Raw genomic sequence first — 19840 nt, 5'->3', positions numbered from 1 at the left:
CGGCGGCGCGGTTGCTGGGCACGCGTCACGTAGCCACGTTGGCTAGAAGAACTCACGCGCCGCCCGCGCATCCTGGCTGTCGTCGAGCTTACCGACAAGCTCGCCGTGAGGCGCGATAAATTCACGCGCTTTCTCGACATCTCCAAGGCTTCGAAGACAGCGAGCGAGTTCCACAGCGATACGCAGTTGGCCAATCGCGGAACGATGCAAGGTAGCGACGTTCGCAGCCTTGTGGAGCATCTTCTCGATCTCGTCAGGTCCGCCACCGCTCTTTTCGCGGATACAGGCTTCGATCCTAAGTACTTCGGCGAGCTGGAAATAGGTTCCGTTGTAGCGGCCGAGCTCGAGGGCAGCTTCAACCGACTTGCGAGCGCTGTCCAGCCTGCCGCTGTCGCCCAGCGCTTCGGCGTAAAGGCCTATCAGATAGGGCAGCCCCATTTCAGCGCCGGTCCGGCGAATGGCAGATATAGCTTCCTCCATGCCGCGCAGGCCGGCCCCCCGTTCCCCAAGCCGGAATTGCCCCCATCCAACCTGGAACGCGGCTTGGCCGACAAGGAGCGGCAACTGGAACTTCTCTGCTATCTGCAACTCGCTTTCCGCCGCCCGAAGCGCGGCCTCAGGCTCCCCCGCGAACATATGGAGGTAGCTGGTCCCCCAATACGCAAGCGCCATGCTCAGCGGATGCTCGAAACGTCCGGCGAGCGCGGTTGCGTCTTCGCACCGTAGCCTTGCCTTATCCGGCTCGCCGGCCAGCCAGGCCGACAATCCCGAGAAGCAGCGGCAGCAGACGCCCGGGTCATGACCGGAGTACTTGTACGTCAGATAATGATCGCGGTCGGGGTCGTAGAGGCCGATGGCGCGTTCCGCATGGTTCTGGGCCGCCGCGGTCTCCCCAAGGAAGAAATTGTTTGTCCAGAACATGTGCTCGGTCTCGATCGCGAGACCGGGATCGCTGTCGTCCTTAGCCATGCCAGCCCATCGGCAGGCCAGTTCCTGCGCCGCTGCCGGCTTACCGCTAAGCATGTAGTATTGGGCTCTCCCGCGCAGCGCCGTGAACAGACGCGCCTGGTCGCCGATCTTACCGCAAAGTTCCTCGGCGCGCTCGAACGCGGCGAGCACTTCGGTCGCACCCCAGCCACGAGCCGCCATGAGGGCCACGCCCCTCGCGAGCTGGAACTCGATCTCTTGCTCATCGGCGTCGGCGACATCGTTGCTCCTCAGCAGCCTGACCCCAAGGTCCAGCTGCTCAAGTGCACTGACGTGCGCCGACCGCCTGATCGCCTTGCGAGCCGAGATCAGAAGATAGCCGACGGCTTCGACCCAGAGGTGAGCCTGTTGCGCGTGTCTGGCCAGGCGTTCGCTGTGCTCCTCAAGCCGGTCCGCATAATGGGCCTTCAATTCGGCAAGCGCAGTCCTGTGGAGCTCAATGAGCGCCGACGATACGATACGTCCTGACACGGCAGTTCGGATGAGGACGTGCTTGAAGCGGACGAAAGCCTCGGGAAAAACCTGAAGCTCCACTAGGAGATCGGCCTTCTTCAAATTCTGGAGGGCGGCATCGAAGCGCAGGCTCGACAGCGTCGCCATCCTTCGTAGCAAGGGCACCGGAATCTCTCCGCCGAAGATCGAGGCGACCTCGGCTACCCGCTTCGAATCCTTGTCGAGACGTTCGAAGCGAGCGTCGACGATCGTCTGGATACTCACCGAAACGATGATCTCGTCGACCTCGCCAGAAGGCCGGTAGTGGCCCGGCTGCCCTTCCAGCTTGCCGGTCTCGGCGAGAGCGCGGACGGTCTCTTCCAGGAACAATGCATTGCCTTTGCACGCATCCCCGACTGCACCGCGGAGCTGCGCCAGCTCAGGGTCCCTGCCAACCAGGTAGTCAAGAAATGCTGCTGCTTCGGCCGTATTGAACGCCGGCAGGCGGATTTCGGAAGGTCCTGCAGCGGCGAAGGCACCGCGATCGTATTCGGGTCGACAGGTCAGGATAAGCAGGCAGCGGACAGTGGGCAGTGCCTGCGCCAGCCGCACCAGGACCCCCTCACTCTCGGGGTCTATCCAATGAAGGTCCTCGACCAGGAGAACGACGGGCTTCCTGCGGCCAAGGAAGAGCAGAAGCCCAACCGCTGCTTCCTGCATGCGCCGGGATCGCTCCTGGCCAGAGATGATAGCCCAGTTCGGATCCTGAATGGGCAGTTCCATGACTGCCATGATCGGATCGAGGAGCCGCTCATCGAAGCCTTGCGCGCTTTGCGCGGCCAGTACCTTTTCGATTGCTATTGGCGGCGCTTCGGTGTCGCCCACGCCGAACAGGGTTTGCAGCAGCTTCCGAATTACGACGAAGCCGCTGCGCAGGTCCGTTTCGAGCGCGCCGACCTCCAGATTCTCAGCGTCATCGTGAGGGATGGCCCCAACGAATTCATGCGTGACACGCGACTTGCCGTGACCGGGATCGCCGACCACGAAAACCGTCTGACCTTCGCCGTCGAATACGTCATGCCAGGCCTTGTTCAGAATCTGCAGCTGCATCTCGCGGCCGACGAACGGCGACAGCTGCGTTTCGGCGCGCAATTGCCAGCGCGAGCGGCCCCGTCTGATCTCGATCACTTCAAAGAGCCGCTGGTTCTTCGGGTATTCCGACAGAAGTGGCGCTGCCAGCGCTTCCATACTGACGAAGCCGCCGGCCGATGCCCGGGTCCTGGCGGTTGCCACCACGAGATCGCGCCCCAACGCCTGGCTCAGCGTATGGGCCACGGACACCGGCCCGCCGCGCACCTCCAAAGCCCGGTCACGTGCCGGGCTGACGATGACGATGCCTGTGTCCAGGGCAGCACGAACGCCGGTCATCCAATCGCCATGGCGCAGCGCGAGTTCGCGCAGCGCGAGTGCGGTCCGGCAGGCAAGTGCAGCATGTCCTTCGAGCGGCTCAGGCGCGCCAAACGACGCGACCAGCTCGTTCTCGGAAATCGTCAGAACCGTTCCTCCGTTGTCGCGCACGAGTGCGGTGGCCTGCATGAGGAAGGGATCGACCCGCTCCAGCGCGACATCGGGAGGCAGGTTCTCCATCACCGGTTCGGCGTATTGGAAATCGGCGCACAGGATCGTTGCCTGTCGCCGGGTCCTCGGGTCGACCGCAACGACCGTTTGCGCCTGAAGCGCCTCGTTGGCAAATGCCGACGCCTCGAGAATGAAGTTGCGGAACGCGGGTTCCTCGGCAAGAAGGATGTGATTGGCGCTTTCCAGTTCGACGAAGCGGGCACCAGTTATCGATCTGGCGAGCTCCAAACCTTCCGAGAAAGGCGCGACCCGGTCGCCGTTGGCATGCAGGACGAGCGCTGGCACATGCAGCCTTTCAAGCGATCGCGATATGTCAATGTCGGCAAAGACATAGCTCAACCGCATCGCGTTTTCCGGCGTGAGTGTCCGGCGCTGCAGCTCAATGAACCAATCCATCTGCACGCGATTGGCGCCCGGTATAAACAGGTTGGTGAACATTTGGCGGAACAATGGGTCGTCCTGACCCCAGCCCCGGCGCATCAACGCCGAGATTGCTTCGCGTCTGACGATCTCCGCCGCATTTCCGCGCGCTCGCCATCCACGAACATATCCCCCCAAAATCAAGAGACCCGCGACCTTCTCGGGATGGCGAATGGCGTATTCGACCGAGAGAGCACAGCCTTGCGATATTCCAAGGAGGACGAAACGGTCGAGGCCCACGGCCTCTACGACGCATTCGAGATCGTCGACGAATGCATCGAAAGACACATCCTCACAGACTGTGTCGGAAAGGCCGTTCAGGCGCCCGTCGTAGCGTACAAGCGTGAAGCCGCTGGACAGGCCGTCGATCCAATGTCCCCAAACCGGGCTTTCCCAATCGAAGTCGAGATGGGACATCCAGTGCGAGGCACGCACGATCGCTGGCCCGGAGCCGCTGATGACATAGGCGATCCGGGTGCCATCGCGGGCATTGACGTAGCGTATCTGCTGCTTACCTGACGAAACCTTCGTCGAAGGCGACGGGACGGGTTCGGGCATGGGCCCCGTCAGCGGAGGTTCGGGGGCCGGCCGGCTAACAGGTCCAGCCGTCGTGCCACTTCGGATCGGGGCAGCGGCGACGGTCAGTCGAGCCTGATCGTTAATGCGGGCGATCTCGTCTGCTAGATCATTGTCCGGAAGAAGTGACTGCAGCGTGTGCAGATGGGGAAGCGCCCGCTCAGGCTCGTCGCCCAGGCGATCGATCAGGGCGCGTAACGCCTTCAGGTGCAGAATCTCGGTCTCGTTCGAACAATAGACGCGCCAAGCCTCGAACGCCTGGCAGCGCGGCAGATAGAGGTCCGACAAGAACGGGCCGGCGAAAGCCGCAGCGATCGCTTCCAGACGCTCTGTAGGCAGCGAACCAACCGCATCGGCCGACAGGCCCCTGATCAGATCGTAGTCGAGCCAGATCGATCCCGGCTTCAGTTGGACCACGTTGCGATCGGCCGCAAGCCGGGTCTCGCCGTCGGCGTTTAAGATCTGGCGCAGCTTCGAAAGGCTCCAACGCAGCGCGCCCCGAGGATCATCAGGGACGTCCCAGAACATCTCACAAAGCCACTCGCGGCGCTGCTGCTTTTGCTGCACGGCCAGATAGGCGAGTAACGCCCGCGTCTTGCGCGATTGCGTTAGGGCCACAGGCTCGCCGTCACGGCGAACCGTGAGGTCGCCAAAGACCCTTACTTCGAAGGCCGAGCTCAATCCGGTTGTCCTAACCGTATGGTCGGCCTTACATTAGCGACGAAGCATTTGGCTTCGCAACACCCAAACCGATGGCGGACGTGTCTTCACGCCCGCCATCGCATTTGACCCGTGCTCCGTCACCGGACCTCAGCCCTGCGAGCGATCTCGCAAAGGCGTCTGAAGTTAACCACCCGGTCGAGGTGCTCCCGGACTGCCTCGAGCGGCGGACCTTTGCGGATGTCTTTCCACAGAGTGGATGTCGGAGTCGCATAGATACCGAATGAGATGTTCATAAAGTTGGCTCCTTGGTTTGCAGCGGACCATTCCGCTTAGTTCCTCGAACATGCGTTCTGCCCGTTGGAGACAGCGTGTGGGAGAGCATGGAAATGCGGAGCCGCCCGGCAGCCTATGGCGCCTAATCGAGCGGCACAGTGTAGGTTGTAGCCGTGCCGGACAGGCAAATCTCGCCTGCCGAGTTTGCGACGGTGGTTGACAGCGTGCAGATCGGCTTGTCTTCCCGCACGCTAAGCACCTCCGCGCGTGCGACGATCTCCTCGCCGATACCGACGGCCTTGAGGAACTTCCACTCGACGCCAAGAAAGACGCTGCCGGGTCCCGGTAAGTCCTCGGCCACCAGAGCATTGAGAAGGCCGGAAGTGACACCGCCCTGAACTATGAGACGGCCGAATACGGTGCGGGCGGATAGGACATCATCGTAGTGGAGTGGGTTTCTGTCGCCGGTCATGTCGCTGAACGCAATGATGTCGCTAGCCCGAGTGATGCGCCTTCGCTCTGCACTGGCCCCGACTTCCGGTTGTCCGAACCGGACTCCGGACCATCCGGATCGTATGGTCGTTTGCATAGCCTTGCTCCTTGTTTTGTGTTTCAGATTGCCTCTAGCTGCGACGTCACTAGCCCTTGCGGGAGAGGCGGAACCTCGCGATCGCGCGCCGCCCGGGCCAAGAGCACAGCGACTTCGGATTTCATCGCCTCGCTGAAGCGCTTGTGGCGTTCAGGTAGCTCTTCGAGGGACCAGTCGAAGGCACTGATGGCGTCCGTGGTCTCAAGGATGGGCAGCGCGAGGCTGTCGCGTACTTCCTGGAACTCCCGCAATGCGGACTCGCGACAGGAAAGTATTGCCGTCGCGGCCCCTTCGGCATCACGCAGGGCGTCGGAAATACCATGCGAGGTCAGCGGATCGCGGAAGAAGCCGGCATCTCCGACCAGCATCCAGCCAGGGCCGTATGCCTGCCGCAATCGGCCGGGCGTGCCGCGGAAGGCCTTCAAACGTTCGCCACCATTGCCGAAGACCCGCGATCCCAATCTGGGTGCCAGCGCTGCCAGGGCAAGCTGTGCGGCGGAAAGATCGAAACGGAACTCCGCGTCAAACCGCTCGGTCGGAACGGATGCGACGATACAGGCTAGCCCGTCATTCGTCGGTATCACGCCGCCGGATAAGTTCCGGCCGAAATACCAGTGGTATCCCGAGAACGCCGGCGCGGGGGCGTAGCCGAAGACATGTGCCACCGAGCACCGCCCCTGCACCAGCCTCCTTGCCTCGACCTTGCGAGCGATAAACGAGCCGAGCCCGTCTGCGCCAACCACGATATCGGCGCTTATCTCGCGAGTTTGGCCGCCGGCATCTCTCAATGTGACGCCGCGAACACGGCGATGTGCGTCGAACATGAGATCATGGACCGGGGTGTCGTGCATAATCGTGGCTCCAGCGGCTCGTGCTGCATCGACCAACATGCGATCAAGCACCGTGCGGCGTGGAGCGATCAGGCCCGGAATATCTGGCTCGGGCCGAATGGGCACCGTGACCTCCTGCTCGCCATAGTGAAAAGTGGTAGACCTGATCACCGGCGCACCGCTTTGGATCAACGGTTGGAGCAGGCCCCAACGCGAAAGCTGCATGACGGCTGGTCGCATCAGCGCGTGTGTAGACAGCGTGTCAGATCCATAGGACTGGCGGTCGACTGCCAGCACCCGCAATCCTGCCCGGGAGAGCAGCATTGCCGTCGAGGCTCCGGCGCAGCGCGCGCCGACGATGATGGCGTCGTAGTGAGAATGTGCGGGGACGACATTGGAAAGCATCGGAATGTCCTTATGCTGCCTTGAGGCCGCTCTGACCGAGATGGTGTGAGACATGGTCGGCGATCGCTTGCGCGTCCGGCCCAACGCCTCCAATGAAATTGGAATCGCGCTTGCGCAGAAAGCGAAAGCCAAGCGCATAGAGGCCGGCGACGGTCGTTATCCCGCCCTTGTGGGCCAGTTCGCCATCGGCGGTGATGACGGGCAGTTTCAGCCATGAAAACGAGCGGCTGTAGCCGGTCGCCCATATGATGGTGCCGATGTCGTCGTTCGCGAACGACAGGCGCTTGAGGCAATTCGTCGGCACCTCGATCGGGGCGGGGGCGCCGGCCATGGATTTGTGACCCGCGAACTGGTCGACATGGCGAAGGAGCCGGTCCTGCTTGGCGTCCGCCGCCGTGATGCTATCTTTGAGATCATCGGCAAAGCCAATTGTCCCGTTCGAGATGCCTTTCAACCGCCCGGTGAGTTCGACTCCGATGCCCTGAAGGGTCGCCAGATCGACATTGGAGCGATCCGCCCGACCGGCAAGTTGAAGTGAAGGCTGTCGTCTGGCGCTGTCGGGATCTGTCAAATCGTCCAGCCGCTGGGACATGAATCCCATATGGTAGAGCCACCAGAAGATATCCTTGTCTCGCCAGATGCGCGGCAAACGCGTGTGCTTGCCGACGGACAGGATTACGCGTCTGCCACTGCGTCGCAGCTCGTCGGCAATCTGGACGCCCGACGACGATGCGCCGACAACCAGCACGCCGCCTGACGCAAGCTGGTCGGGACTTCGGTACTGCGAAGCGTGGATGCTGACCGGTTGGTCCGCGCTGGTATGCAGCGGGAAGGGCATGCTCGGCACGTCGCAATGACCGGTGGCCACAACGACGACTTTCGCCGACCAGTCGCCGGCGGTCGTCCGCAGCCTGAAGCCTTGCCCATCCTGTTCGCACGACAAGACATCGACGTACGAGCGCACCGGCGCTTGCGATCGATGGGCATAGCCAACCAGGGTTTCCACAAACGCGTCGCGGCTCATGTAGCCGTCGGGTTCGGAGCCACAATATGGGGAGCCTGGCAGCCCGTTCAGCCAATTGGGCGTCAAAAGGCGGAGCGAACGCCATGTCGAGGACCGCCACCGTTCGCCAATGCGCCCGCGTTCCAGAACGACATGCGAGATCCCGCGTTTTCGAAGGCAATGGCTCAAGGCGATGCCCGCCTGGCCAGCGCCGACGATGACAACGTCAGCCTGTTCCATATTGTTTCCATCAGTTTTGGAGGCGACGGTTCAGACTCCCGTCCGAACCGCCTTTCCGGGTGGATCACTGGATGGTTTTGACACCGACCGAAACGGAAACACCGTTCGTCAGCACGTCGAAGACCGCGGACCGTGCCCGTGCCTGCTCGACCAGTTGCTGGAGCCTCTCGGACGGCGCATCGCCCTCGATTTCGAACGCCACCGTGATGTTCTGAAAGCCGTTTCGGACCGCGTCGGAAATCCCGAGGATGCCGCGCAGATCGATGTCGCCATCGACCGAACACTGCACCTTGGTCAGCTTGATGCCGCGCGCCGCGGCGATGTTGGCGACGCCCGCCATCAGGCAGCTGGCGAGCGCATGCAGCAGCCATTCGACCGGGGTGGGGCCGTGATCGGCGCCGCACAGCACGGCCGGGTGGTCGCTGTCGGCGTAATAGGCTTTGGCATGCTTCTGTTCCTGGCCGGCGCCGTGGAAGCCGAGCATGACGCTCTTGCTGTGGGTGCCTTCGACCCACTCGTTGTGGGCGCGGAACTGGAAATTGGCCAGTTCAGGCTGGCCGGCGACAAAGTTGATCGTTGCCAGAAGGTTCGGCGTGTCGACGCCGTTCAACGGTGGCCTTGAGGCCTTGGTGGTGTGTTGCATCGTCTTCTCCAAGTGAATAGTGCGGCGAATTTGCCGGACCGCTTCCTTGTGACGGCGCTGCGTTTGAACGAGGGTGGTTGCGTTCGTGGAATTTGCCATGGAATTGCTTGATCCACATGCTTCCACGCTACGAAACGATCTGCGAGACGTGGGCCTTGTTCAAAGCGCCAAAACCCCGGCGAGGTGATCGCCAGGGATTGCGCGGTTGAGTAATTCTTGTGTTGAAGGCCTGGCCCGACTTCGGGGCAACCTCTCGCGCCCGTCGAGCCGAGCCTGTTCAGCAGGCCGGGTCAATGTGGATCAGCATCATTTCGCGTTCAAGCGACCGCGTTGAGCGCTGTTGGCAATTGTAAACCGCATGGACGTGACGTGATCGATCTCCGAGCGGCCGATGCCCATGTCGTTGAGCAGATAGTCGGGCATTGAATGTAGCGCGACTCGCTCGCTGCGCATCTTCCATGCACGGAAGGCCAGGCGGATCGCGGATTTGGCGAAGCCGATAGCGTCGAGCCTGTCTCTCGAGGCGGAATAGTTTGCGTGATCGATTGTGGTCATTTTTGTCTCCATCCTCGCGACGCGACCATTCGCGCCGTCGATTAGAGGAGGTTGCGATAAGACCAGGGGAGTGAGCGTTTGAGCCTCCGTCGAATTATGGTCGAATTCGAGGGAATGGACCCGTTAAACTGCGTATGCAACCACGGGAATCGACAGTCACTGTCAATCCCGGCCGCCGGGCTGGGCCACGGGCGCGTTTGGTTTCAAAGCGCGAACATCGCTAACTTAAGTGCCGATTGTTCCGGCATCGGATGCCTCACGCTGCGAGCTGATCCTCGCGGGCAGCCGCGATCATCACACTTGCGAGCAACGCATAGGCTGCCTCCCAAGCCTCGCGGACCGCCGGCGTGAAGGCCGTGCCGAGGCCGGCCGCCATCGTGTCGATGAGCGCTTGCCCGACGATCGGGTAATGATGCTCCTTGAAACCGCAGGCCGCATGACGCTTGGCGAGCTCGCGTACGGTCGGAAGGACGGTGTTGGCACGATCCAGTCCGCGCACGACGGAGCCCAGGCTCGCCATCAGCTCTGCGCCTTGCTTGGGCATGTCGCTCGCCAGAAACAGTGCGCGAAGATCCGAGTCGATCGCGAACAGGCGTTCATAGAACAGAGCCGCGGCTGCCACGCGTATCGGGAGGACCTCGTGGAAACTATCCTGGACAAGTCGAATCTGGTCGGGTGTCATTGGCGACGCTCCTGCGCTCCTGGCCTGCGTGCGGCTCGACCATCCGCCCAAAACGTTTCGCATGCATGTCGCCCGGCGCATCGATGTGTTTCAGTTGTGTCTCAATTGGGGTTCGGTTTGCGCCCAGTTGTATTCAGATTCCTTCTGTGTCCTGACGGTGCCCGGAAACCTCTCAATGTGACCAAGCGTCTAGGAAACATTCCCGAACAGTCCTCTGATCACAGATCACTCGAATTTTCATCGCCTGGTAGCTCACGGCAGAAGCTTATTGCGCCGCTGAATTTGTCGCAAGCGGACCAATGTCCGCACCGGTCGTCTCCCGCCATTCCCAACGCGCAAGTCGGATCGTCATCCCCAGAAGCCAGTACCGCTTGAAAAGGTGGAGCCGGCCCGGGGACGGGGCCGGCTCCTAAAACCCGGTCGTTGGGGACGGGGAGTGTGGGGACTCGACCGGGTTTTTGCGTCGCGTCCTTAGCGGACGCTGGCGACCGCGTCGGAGCGGCCGTCGTTGATCGTTACCCAAGCGCCCGAATTCTGGCTCGATTGGCGCTTCAGGTAGGTGTACTCGGTGGCGGTCCAGGACAGCACCCTGGTTTCGAGATTGTCGAGGATGAACTCTCCGAGGCTGGTGCGCACGGTCAGCACCGCGTGACCGTCTCCGTTCGGCTGGCGCGCAACCGTCATCAGCAGGTCACCGGCCGGAACGCCGATGTTCATCAACGCGCGGCGCTTTTCCAGCGCATAGTCCTCGCAGTCGCCGAAGCCGCTGTTGGGATAGGACCAGATTTCTTCCTTGCCCGACAGTTCCATATCGGTGCGTGGCGCGATCCTGCTGTTGATGGAATTGTTGATGCTCACGATCTTCGCCCACAGCTTGCGGGTCAGCTCGACCGGCGCCTGCTTCTGCGTCCGCTGATTGCATTCCAGCGGAATCTTCTGGCAGAACTCGTAATGGCCGACCGGCTGTGTGGTGCGGCTTCCGGTGTGCATGAAGGCAGGTCCCGCTGCGTACGCCGTTCCCCAGGCGGTAAGCTGCATCGCCATTGCCAAGAGCAACAGCTTGCCCCTCGTCTTCTTCATCGTTCAGTCTCCCCGTTTGAGGAGACAATGACACGGTTGGATTTATTCGACGCAAAGGTCCGAAGTAGACATTAAGTAAAACGCCTATAGAATAAACATAAAATTTGAATCATTTCAGTATAAAATTGTTGAGGCGGTTTCGCGGGAGTCACATCGGCGCGACGCGGCGCCTTGGCGCGGCATCGGTTGGCAGCCCGCGACAGCCGGCGCGGGTCAACAAAAAAAACCGGCCGAAATGGGCCGGTCGATTGCGGCAATGTGCGCTGTTTGTCAGGTGCCGGACGCGTTGAATTCGGAATCGAGTGTTTCGGGCCGCTGGATGACCGCGAACTCGATGGCGACGCCCTCCTCGAAATGGCGCACCACCTGGCCGCGCATGGTGCCGAGCATGACCTGGATGCCGATCGCCGGCTTGACATCGATCTCGACCGCGGCGCCCGAAAGTGACAGATCGATGATGCGGCACTGGTACTGGCGCCCGTCACTGAGCTGAAGCACGCTGGTCGGATTGCGCGGCGCCACGCGTTCGTGACGACGGTCCTCCGGCAGATCGAGCTCGTGCTTGTTGGCAAGCCAGGTCAATTGCGCGGCAAGCTTGTCCTTCTTGCGTTCCGACGCGATGACCGTCATCGCGAAACCGTCCTGCAAAATGCGGGTGACGACGCCCTCGATGCGGCCGATGTGATCGATATAGGCGATGACTTTCTCGCCCGGCATGCCGATGCGCTCGGTGCGAAGCGCTACATTGCCCGGCGACATGTCGACCACCTGGCACGGATGTTCGGTGCGATCCTCCAGCATGAAGCGTCCGTAGATCTTCACGCGGACGCGCTGAAAGTTACGCCTTTCAGCTCGGGACGGCGCGGTGTCGACCGCCGCTGACCTCATGACTGCCTACACCCCGTTTGGCATTCCGCGCGTTGATGCGAGGAACTTCGTCGGAAAGCTACAGCAAAGCAGGTTAACAAAGGGGAAAGCCTGACCCCGCTACTTTAGCGTTTTGGGCTATTCCTCGCGCCCGCCGTCGAACACGACCAGATGGCGGATGCGGCGCGCTTGGCCGAGCGCCGAAATCGTCTGGGGCGGATCGAGTTCCGACGGGACAAGCGAAGGAACGTCGATGGCCGGCCGGCTCCTGGGGAATTTCGGTTCCTTCTCCGGATCGACGACACGGATTGAATCGATCAGGGCGTCGGCGATCGGATCCGCGCCCAGCCAGAAGGGTTTTTCAGCAGCGCTTATCACACCGAGGCAACGCGGATTTTCGACGCCGCCGTCGAGCGGCAGGGCGAGCAGCTCGAACTTGCTGGAGCGGTCGGTGCGGCTAAAACCTTCATAGGTGATGAGCACTACGGATTTCTGATCGAAGACGCCGTGGATCAGTTTTGAGACAAGCCGCTGGTCCTTCTCGCGCCATAGCGAGGGAAAGGAAAACCCCTTGAGCTCACGGCCATAGACCGCGCAAAGCCTGGTGCCGGCGAGCCGGAATACCGCTTCGCCGCGCGTATCCTTTTCCAAGATGAAGGTGTCGGCCAGCAACGACTTGATGTCGGCTGGCTCGACTTCCGAACGCTTCGGGGCAGGGCGCCCGTCACGCAGCCGGTTCCAATAATGGAACAGCGTGATCGATCCGTTCTGGTTCATGCTATGCTGCTCCGCGCAATCTGTCGTCTGATGTCCCATCGGTGAACAGAAGGGCGCCCTCCGAGGACCTACATGCGTTGCGGAGCAGGATGCGTGCCAGCATCGTTAACACTTGTTCACGGGTCGGGGTCGTTAAGGTTAACAAGTGGTTTACGTTGCGCCCCGCCCACCCCCGTGGCACGCTAAAACCACTCCAGAAGCGGTCGTTTCGCAGCGATCGGCAGCAGTTCAATCAAGAGTTTGGGGGAGCCCGGGGGCTCGACCAGCCGTTCAAGGGCAACCTTGGACGGCTTCTTTTTGATTCGCGCAAATTTTGATTCGCCCCAGTTTTGATTTGCGTGGGGCGATTCGCCCTTTGTGAATCGGGTGACCGTGATCTACATGCTCGCGAAGTCGAATCCAGCGACTGAGTGCGAGCCATATGAGCGAACCAGCAAGCCCATCGGAAATCGAACAGGGTGAGGGCGGACCTGTCGGCCGCGAGCCGGAGCCGCGCCGCGAGCCGGTATTCAACATGCCGCCTGTTGTGCTGGCGCTGATCGGCATCTGCGTCGTCGTTCACCTGATCCGGCTCTACTGGCTCACCGAGGACCAGGATTTCTCCCTGCTGATCCGGACCGCCTTCATTCCGATCCGCTATTCCGGTCGCTTCGACCTCGATTTCTACGCGTTTTCGAGCCCCTTCACCTATGCCTTCCTGCATGGCGGCTTTGCTCATCTTGCCGTCAACATGGTGTGGCTGGCGGCTTTCGGCTCGCCGCTGGCGAACCGCTTCGGCGCGCTTCGTTTCAGCCTGTTCTTCGCGGCAACGGGGCTGGCGGCGGTGGTGCTGTTCTGGGCCGTGCATCCGCTCGGCCAGGCGCCACTGGTCGGCGCATCGGGGGCGATTTCCGGCATGATGGGGGCCGCCGCCCGCTTTGGCTTCCGCACCGACCGCTCGTCCGGCAAAGCCGCCTTCGCCGGCGCGCCGCTGCCGATGGCGGCGGTGTTCCGCTCGCGCGGCGTTGTTACTTTTCTTGCCATCTGGATGGTGATCAATCTCGCCACCGGCCTCGTTGCCTTCGCGCCCGGCATCGACAGCCAGATCGCCTGGGAGGCTCATATCGGCGGTTTCGTCGCCGGCTTCTTCGGCCTGCGCGCTTTCGATCGGCGGCAGCAGGTGGATGAGTTTATGGTCTGAGCCTCGCCGCACTTGAAAAGCAATCGATCGCGGCGCACGATGTCTGGCACTATCGAAAGCCGGTCAGGGTAGGAAACCGGCAAGTAAAACTGAGGAGGACGCCATGACTGTTAAGGCAATTCTCGAGCAGAAGGGCCACGACGTGTTGACGCTCGGGCCGAACGAAAAGCTGAGCGAGGCCATTCGCATCCTGGCCGAACACAGGATCGGTGCGCTGGTCATCACCAATGGCGATCACAAGATCGTCGGCATTCTTTCCGAGCGCGACGTCGTGCGGGTCCTCGCCAGGGAAGGAGCCGCCGCACTGGATATCGCGGTGCGCTCGGCAATGACGCCCAAGGTGAAGATCTGCAATGAGAACCACACCGTCAACGAGGTCATGGAGATCATGACCAGTGGCCGTTTCCGCCATCTGCCGGTGGAAAAGGACGGCCTGCTCGACGGCATCGTATCGATAGGCGACGTGGTCAAGCGGCGCATCGAGGATGTCGAGCGCGAGGCCGCGGAGATCAGGGCCTACATCGCGACGGCGTGATGGCTTGTTTCTTCAGCCGGCCGGCCGGCTGGATTCGATGTGAAGCGCCAGCTTTGGCTTTGCGCTTGTCTCTTTTTGTGGTTTGCACTAGCGAGTGACTTTCACGTCCGACGTGACGGAATTCACGTTGAGAATTGAATTCCGTCACCGATAACTCGCAGGCCACTATGACCCTCATCGACACCCGCACGCCCGACGCCAAACGCCTGATATCAGGCGCCACCGGCGACTGGGAGATCATCATCGGCCTCGAGGTGCACGCGCAGGTGACCTCGCAAGCAAAGCTGTTCTCCGGCGCCTCGACGGCTTTCGGCGCGCCGCCAAATGCCAATGTCAGCCTCGTCGATGCGGCGATGCCGGGCATGCTGCCGGTCATCAACGAGGAATGCGTCAAGCAGGCGATCCGCACCGGCCTCGGACTGAAGGCCGAGATCAACCACAAGTCGGTCTTCGACCGGAAGAATTATTTTTATCCCGACCTGCCGCAGGGCTACCAGATCTCGCAGTTCAAGCAGCCGATCGTCGGCGAGGGCAAGGTGATCGTCTCCGTCGGCCCGGACCGGCAGGGCGAGTTCGAGGATATCGAGGTCGGCATCGAGCGCCTGCACCTGGAGCAGGATGCCGGCAAGTCGATGCACGACCAGCATGCGACGATGTCCTATGTCGACCTAAACCGCTGCGGCGTGGCGCTGATGGAGATCGTCTCCAAGCCCGACATGCGCTCCGCCGACGAGGCCAAGGCCTATGTCACCAAGCTGCGCACCATCGTGCGCTATCTCGGCACCTGCGACGGCAATATGGACGAAGGCTCGCTGCGCGCCGACGTCAACGTCTCGGTGCGCCGGCCCGGCGGCGAATTCGGCACGCGCTGCGAGATCAAAAACGTCAACTCGATCCGCTTCATCGGCCAGGCCATCGACTACGAGGCGCGCCGCCAGATCGCCATCCTCGAGGACGGCGGCAAGATCGACCAGGAAACGCGGCTGTTCGACCCCAACAAGGGCGAGACGCGCTCGATGCGTTCCAAGGAAGAAGCGCACGACTACCGCTATTTCCCGGATCCCGATCTTCTGCCGCTGGAATTCGACCAGGCCTATGTCGATGCGCTGGCAAAGGATCTGCCTGAACTGCCCGACGCCAAGAAGGCGCGGCTGATCTCCTCGCTCGGCCTGTCGACTTACGACGCCTCGATCATGGTGTCGGAAAAGGCGGTCGCCGACTATTTCGAGAAGCTGGCCGCTGGTCGCGACGGCAAGCTCGCCGCCAACTGGGTCATCAACGATCTGCTGGGTGCGTTGAACAGAGCCGGTAAGGGTATTGAAAATGCTCCGGTTTCGCCCGATCAGCTCGGCGCGGTCATCGACCTGATCAAGGAGGGCACCATCTCCGGCAAGATCGCCAAGGATCTGTTCGAGATTGTCTGGAACGAGGGCGGCGATCCGCGCCAACTGGTCGAAAGCCGTGGCATGAAGCAGGTCACCGACACCGGCGCCATCGAAACGGCGGTCGATGAGGTGATATCAGCCAATCCGGACAAGGTCGAGCAGGCGCGCGCCAAGCCGAGCATGGCCGGCTGGTTCGTCGGCCAGGTGATGAAGGCGACAGGCGGCAAGGCCAACCCGCAAGCGGTTAACGACCTCGTCAAGGCCAAGCTCGGGATCGAATAGGATGATGTTCGTTCGCACCGCTGGCGAGCGCGATCTTGCCGCGGTCCGCGCGCTGCTGGTCGAAACCTGGCACGCAACCTACGATGGTATTTTTGGTGCTGCCAAAGTCACCGAGATCACTGATGAATGGCATTCGATCGCCTCGCTCAAGGCGCGGCTGACACGGCCGAATTCCGAATTCCTGGTCGCAGACGACGGCAAGCGCATCGGCGGCATGACTTTCGCCGCAGCCACCACCGATGCGAAGATCGTCATGCTGAACCAGCTCTACGTGCATCCGGCCTGCCAGAGGCAGGGGATCGGCCAGGCGTTGCTGGAAGAGGTCGAAGCCAGCTTTCCGGAGGCGCGGACGCTGCGTGTCGAAGTTGAAGAGGCAAACGCTCAGGCCGTCGCCTTCTACCGCTCGAAAGGGTTTTTGCCGGCCGGCAACACCGCCGACTGCGGCGGTGGTTCAGGGCTGCCGGCGCTGATTTTCGAGAAGACGATCGGCTAGATTTGTCTGCCCTAACAGGTCGCCGTCAGTTGCGTTTCATGAGCAGCTGCGAGGGTCGGTTGCGGGCGCGCCGAATTGAATTACGTGACAGTGCACACGCCCGCAGGCACGAAGTCCGCAGTGGCTAACGCTGAGGCAAAAAAGCATGGTGCGACGCACAAAAATATTGCAATGCACTGCAGATGCCGTAACGTCATGGTCCTAGATGAACGAGACGGCTTTTCAAAAAGGCCGCCCACCGCAAAGGATGGAAACTATGACCAAGACCGCCGATAAAACTGCTGAAATCACCGAGAACGCAAAAATCCCGACCGAGGCAACCGATCAGATCCTCGCTGTCGCCGAAAAGGGCGTCGAGCAGTCGAAAGAAGCCTTGTCGAAATTGGCGACCGGCGCCGAGGCGACCCAGAAGGCTCTTGAGTCGTCCTTCGAAACAGCCAAGACCGCCAGCAATGAGCTGTCGCTGAAGACGATCGCCGCGCTGCGCGCAAATGCTGAGGCCAGCTTTGCTCACCTCGAAGCCCTGGTAGCCGTGAAATCGCCCTCCGAGTTCATCGAACTGCAGACTGACTTCTTGCGCAAGCAGGTGGAAAAGACCGTCGAGCAGAGTAAGGAGTTTCAGGCGGCAGCGACGAAAGCCGCCGAAGACGTATCCAAGCCGATCAAAGATGTCTACGAGAAGGCGATAAAGGATCTCAAGGTCGCCTGATTGGCCTAGGCGGAGGGAACTTCCACATTGTCGATGAGCCGGGTTTTGCCCAGCCAGGCGGCTGCGAGCAGGCGTCCGTCACGGTTTCGCAGCCACGGCGCGAGCGCCAGGCTCTCGCGCGCCGCGACATAGTCGACTTTGTCGAAGCCAGCCTTGACGAGCGCGCGGCCGGCCTCGGCGATCGCGCTGCCTTCATCCGCGCCTGCCGCTAGTGCCGCTGCCGTCCGGCGCAATATGGCGTTGAGCTGGCGCGCCACCCCGAGCTCGGCTTCGCTCAGATAGGCATTGCGTGACGACATGGCGAGGCCATGTGCGTCGCGTACCGTTGGTGCGCCGAAGATTTCCACCGGCAGATCGAGGTCGCGGCAGAGCTGCCTGACGACGCAAAGCTGTTGGTAGTCCTTTTCGCCGAAGACCGCATAATCGGGCAACGTCTGCAGGAAGAGCTTTGCCACGACCGTCGCGACGCCGTCGAAGAAGGTCGGCCGGAAATCGGATTCCAGCCCGGCGGCCGGCCCGCCGACGGAGATCCTGGTGGCGAAGCCGGCCGGGTAGATCTCCGCGACATCAGGGATGAAGGCGAGCTGTGCGCCGGCCTCGGCCAGCCGGTCGAGGTCGCGGGCGAGCTGTCGCGGATATTTGTCGAGGTCTTCACTCGGCGCGAACTGCGTCGGGTTGACGAAGATCGAAACAACGCAGCGTTCGGCCTTTTCCAGCGCGATCCTGACCAGCGAGATATGGCCGTCATGCAGCGCACCCATGGTAGGCACCATGGCAACGCCGAGACCATCGCAACGCCAGTCGCGGATTTGCGCGCGAAGAGCGGCGACACTGTCGATGACGAGAGGCCGGCTCATGCTTTGTCCCGGCTCATTCTTTGTCCCCACTCGTTCTCTGTCCCCACTCATTCTTTGTCCCCACTCATTCTTTGTCGTTGTCGGCTGCGGTTGAAAAGACATGGGCCGGGCCGGGGAATGTCCGGCTTCGCACCTCCGCTGCATAGCTGGCCGCCGCCTGCAATATGACGCTGCGCAGGTCGGCATATTGTTTGACGAATTTAGGCACGCGGTCGACGGTCAGGCCGACCATGTCGTCGATGACCAGGATCTGGCCGTCGCATTCGCCGCTGGCGCCGATGCCGATGGTTGGAATGGAAATGTGCCGGGTGAGGTCGGCGGCGACGGTCTCGACGGTGCCTTCGATGACCACCGAAAACGCGCCGGCCTGTTCGACCGCGTCGGCGTCGCGATAAAGCGCCGTCACATTCTCCTCGGTCCGGCCCTTGATCCTGTAGCCGCCTTCGCTTTCCACCGATTGCGGCTGCAAGCCGATATGTCCCATGACCGGAATGCCGGCAGCGACGATCGCCGCGATCTGCGGGGCAACTGCGACGCCGCCCTCCAGCTTGACCGCCTGGCAACCGGTTTCGCCGACGATCCGCCGCGCCGAGGCAACGGCTTGGCGCGGCGTTGCCTCATAGCTTCCGGCCGGCATGTCGACCACCACGCAGGCCTTGGCTGAACCTCGCATCACCGCTTGTCCATGGGCGATCATCATCTCCAGCGAGGCGCCCAGCGTGGTCTTGTGGCCATGGAGAACCATGGCGACGCTGTCGCCGACCAGAAGCAGGTCGACATGGCCGTCGAGCAGGCGAGCGACGGGGTAGGTATAAGCGGTGAGGCAGACGACCGGCACGCCGCCCTTGCGCAGGCGAATGGCGCCGGCACTGATCCGCAGTTCAGGGTCGGATGCATCCGGGGCCATCTTTACCTCCCTCAACCGTCAATCAGGCTGGGTACCTGCATGGGACGCGCAGAGCTTTAGAAAGACCAGGCAGCCTTGGCAAGGCATGCCTCGACAGAGGCGAAAGGCTTGCCAGGTTTGCATCGGTTTTCCGACCGCGATTTGCGTGACGCTTGCGGCAAAACCCTTGCCTTAGCGATGGCCTGACGCCATAAGCAGGAAACAGGCGCCGCCGCTGCCGCCGCGAGGACTTGCCACTAGGACTTGCCACGAGGACTTGGATGAAGACGTTCCTTCTGCAGTTTTTCACCTGGTGGAACAGCCAGACGCTGGGCACGCGCTTCCACACCTGGCGGCATGGCAAGAAAGTCGGGCAGGACGAGGCTGGCAACGTCTACTACGAAGGTGGTGTCGATTCGGAAGGCCGCACCCGCCGCTGGGTCATCTATCGCGACTATTCGGAAGCCTCGATGATTCCGCCCGGCTGGCATGGCTGGATGCATCACCGCGTCGATACGCCGCCGCCGAGCGACAACTACAAGCCACGCGACTGGCAGAAGCCGCATCAGCCGAACCTTACCGGAAGTGCCGCCGCCTATCGCCCCAAAGGCTCCGTGCTCACCAATCAGCACCGCCCGCAGGTGACGGGCGACTACGACGCCTGGACGCCGGGGACGTAACCGCTCGTCGAGACGGATCGGTCCTTTATCGCCACAATTGGCGTTTAGCTGCTTGCCGATCTGACAGCAGCGACTAGCCTTGGGCGCGACAGAATCACCCCGGGCGCAAACCACCGGACCCTGCATGAGCATTTTCAGCCGAATCTCGATGGGCGGACTGACGGCCGCCGCCG

General features: G+C 61.8%; 18 protein-coding genes. 6 read left to right on the top strand and 12 right to left on the bottom strand.

Annotation, left to right across the window (positions count from 1 at the left end):
• Positions 1–42: 42 nt before the first annotated feature.
• From AC0L3I_RS22185 to AC0L3I_RS22140, 10 genes are all read right to left on the bottom strand, one after another.
• Positions 43–4734, bottom strand: a complete 4692-nt coding sequence (locus AC0L3I_RS22185; RefSeq protein ID WP_473528227.1) for an alpha/beta fold hydrolase — start codon at positions 4732–4734, stop codon at positions 43–45.
• Between the two features lie 397 nt (positions 4735–5131).
• Positions 5132–5578 carry a MaoC family dehydratase gene (locus AC0L3I_RS22180; RefSeq protein WP_135937614.1) on the bottom strand — a complete coding sequence of 149 codons (447 nt, stop codon included), beginning with the start codon at positions 5576–5578 and terminating at the stop codon, positions 5132–5134.
• A gap of 23 nt (positions 5579–5601) precedes the next feature.
• Positions 5602–6813 carry an NAD(P)/FAD-dependent oxidoreductase gene (locus AC0L3I_RS22175; protein ID WP_473528226.1) on the bottom strand — a complete coding sequence of 404 codons (1212 nt, stop codon included), beginning with the start codon at positions 6811–6813 and terminating at the stop codon, positions 5602–5604.
• A gap of 10 nt (positions 6814–6823) precedes the next feature.
• Positions 6824–8056: a flavin-containing monooxygenase gene (locus AC0L3I_RS22170; protein ID WP_473528225.1), complete on the bottom strand. Its 1233-nt coding sequence runs from the start codon at positions 8054–8056 to the stop codon at positions 6824–6826.
• Positions 8057–8120: 64 nt separating this feature from the next.
• Positions 8121–8699 (bottom strand): OsmC family protein, encoded by a 579-nt coding sequence (locus AC0L3I_RS22165; protein WP_473528224.1) that lies wholly within the window; start codon positions 8697–8699, stop codon positions 8121–8123.
• Positions 8700–9005: 306 nt separating this feature from the next.
• Positions 9006–9254, bottom strand: coding sequence for a DUF1127 domain-containing protein (locus tag AC0L3I_RS22160; protein ID WP_473528223.1), 249 nt, complete (start codon positions 9252–9254; stop codon positions 9006–9008).
• 256 nt (positions 9255–9510) lie between these two features.
• On the bottom strand, positions 9511–9936 hold the full coding sequence (locus tag AC0L3I_RS22155) for a globin family protein (RefSeq protein WP_473528222.1): 426 nt from the start codon (positions 9934–9936) through the stop codon (positions 9511–9513).
• Between the two features lie 471 nt (positions 9937–10407).
• Positions 10408–11016 (bottom strand): transglutaminase-like cysteine peptidase, encoded by a 609-nt coding sequence (locus AC0L3I_RS22150; protein WP_473528221.1) that lies wholly within the window; start codon positions 11014–11016, stop codon positions 10408–10410.
• Positions 11017–11286: 270 nt separating this feature from the next.
• Positions 11287–11904, bottom strand: coding sequence for a PilZ domain-containing protein (locus tag AC0L3I_RS22145; protein WP_123151050.1), 618 nt, complete (start codon positions 11902–11904; stop codon positions 11287–11289).
• A gap of 117 nt (positions 11905–12021) precedes the next feature.
• A complete protein-coding gene (locus tag AC0L3I_RS22140; protein WP_473488670.1) occupies positions 12022–12660 on the bottom strand; it encodes a PAS domain-containing protein in 639 nt (212 codons plus the stop codon).
• 421 nt (positions 12661–13081) lie between these two features.
• Here AC0L3I_RS22140 and AC0L3I_RS22135 point away from each other — a divergent pair, with 421 nt between their 5' ends.
• The 5 genes from AC0L3I_RS22135 (at position 13082) to AC0L3I_RS22115 (ending at position 17244) form a co-directional block, all read left to right on the top strand.
• Positions 13082–13840, top strand: coding sequence for a rhomboid family intramembrane serine protease (locus AC0L3I_RS22135; RefSeq protein ID WP_473528220.1), 759 nt, complete (start codon positions 13082–13084; stop codon positions 13838–13840).
• Positions 13841–13943: 103 nt separating this feature from the next.
• Positions 13944–14375 carry a CBS domain-containing protein gene (locus tag AC0L3I_RS22130; RefSeq protein WP_023798170.1) on the top strand — a complete coding sequence of 144 codons (432 nt, stop codon included), beginning with the start codon at positions 13944–13946 and terminating at the stop codon, positions 14373–14375.
• Between the two features lie 167 nt (positions 14376–14542).
• Positions 14543–16042 carry an Asp-tRNA(Asn)/Glu-tRNA(Gln) amidotransferase subunit GatB gene (gatB, locus tag AC0L3I_RS22125; protein WP_473528219.1) on the top strand — a complete coding sequence of 500 codons (1500 nt, stop codon included), beginning with the start codon at positions 14543–14545 and terminating at the stop codon, positions 16040–16042.
• A gap of 4 nt (positions 16043–16046) precedes the next feature.
• Positions 16047–16535 carry a GNAT family N-acetyltransferase gene (locus tag AC0L3I_RS22120; RefSeq protein ID WP_473528272.1) on the top strand — a complete coding sequence of 163 codons (489 nt, stop codon included), beginning with the start codon at positions 16047–16049 and terminating at the stop codon, positions 16533–16535.
• 256 nt (positions 16536–16791) lie between these two features.
• Positions 16792–17244 carry a phasin gene (locus AC0L3I_RS22115; protein WP_473528218.1) on the top strand — a complete coding sequence of 151 codons (453 nt, stop codon included), beginning with the start codon at positions 16792–16794 and terminating at the stop codon, positions 17242–17244.
• A 5-nt stretch (positions 17245–17249) separates the two neighbouring features.
• On the opposite strand, the gene panC is transcribed toward AC0L3I_RS22115, so the two are convergent.
• Positions 17250–18101: a pantoate--beta-alanine ligase gene (gene panC / locus AC0L3I_RS22110; RefSeq protein WP_473528217.1), complete on the bottom strand. Its 852-nt coding sequence runs from the start codon at positions 18099–18101 to the stop codon at positions 17250–17252.
• 64 nt (positions 18102–18165) lie between these two features.
• Positions 18166–19008, bottom strand: coding sequence for a 3-methyl-2-oxobutanoate hydroxymethyltransferase (gene panB / locus AC0L3I_RS22105; protein ID WP_473528216.1), 843 nt, complete (start codon positions 19006–19008; stop codon positions 18166–18168).
• 260 nt (positions 19009–19268) lie between these two features.
• On the opposite strand from panB, the gene AC0L3I_RS22100 reads away from it, so the two are divergent.
• The gene (locus AC0L3I_RS22100) at positions 19269–19667 is read left to right on the top strand and encodes an NADH:ubiquinone oxidoreductase subunit NDUFA12 (protein WP_473528215.1); all 399 of its coding nucleotides are present in this window, start codon (positions 19269–19271) and stop codon (positions 19665–19667) included.
• Positions 19668–19840: the final 173 nt, after the last annotated feature.

This window comes from Mesorhizobium sp. WSM4840, assembly GCF_055811755.1.
The sequence above is the reverse complement of the archived record's forward strand: the minus strand, read 5'-3'. Positions and strand labels throughout refer to the sequence as shown.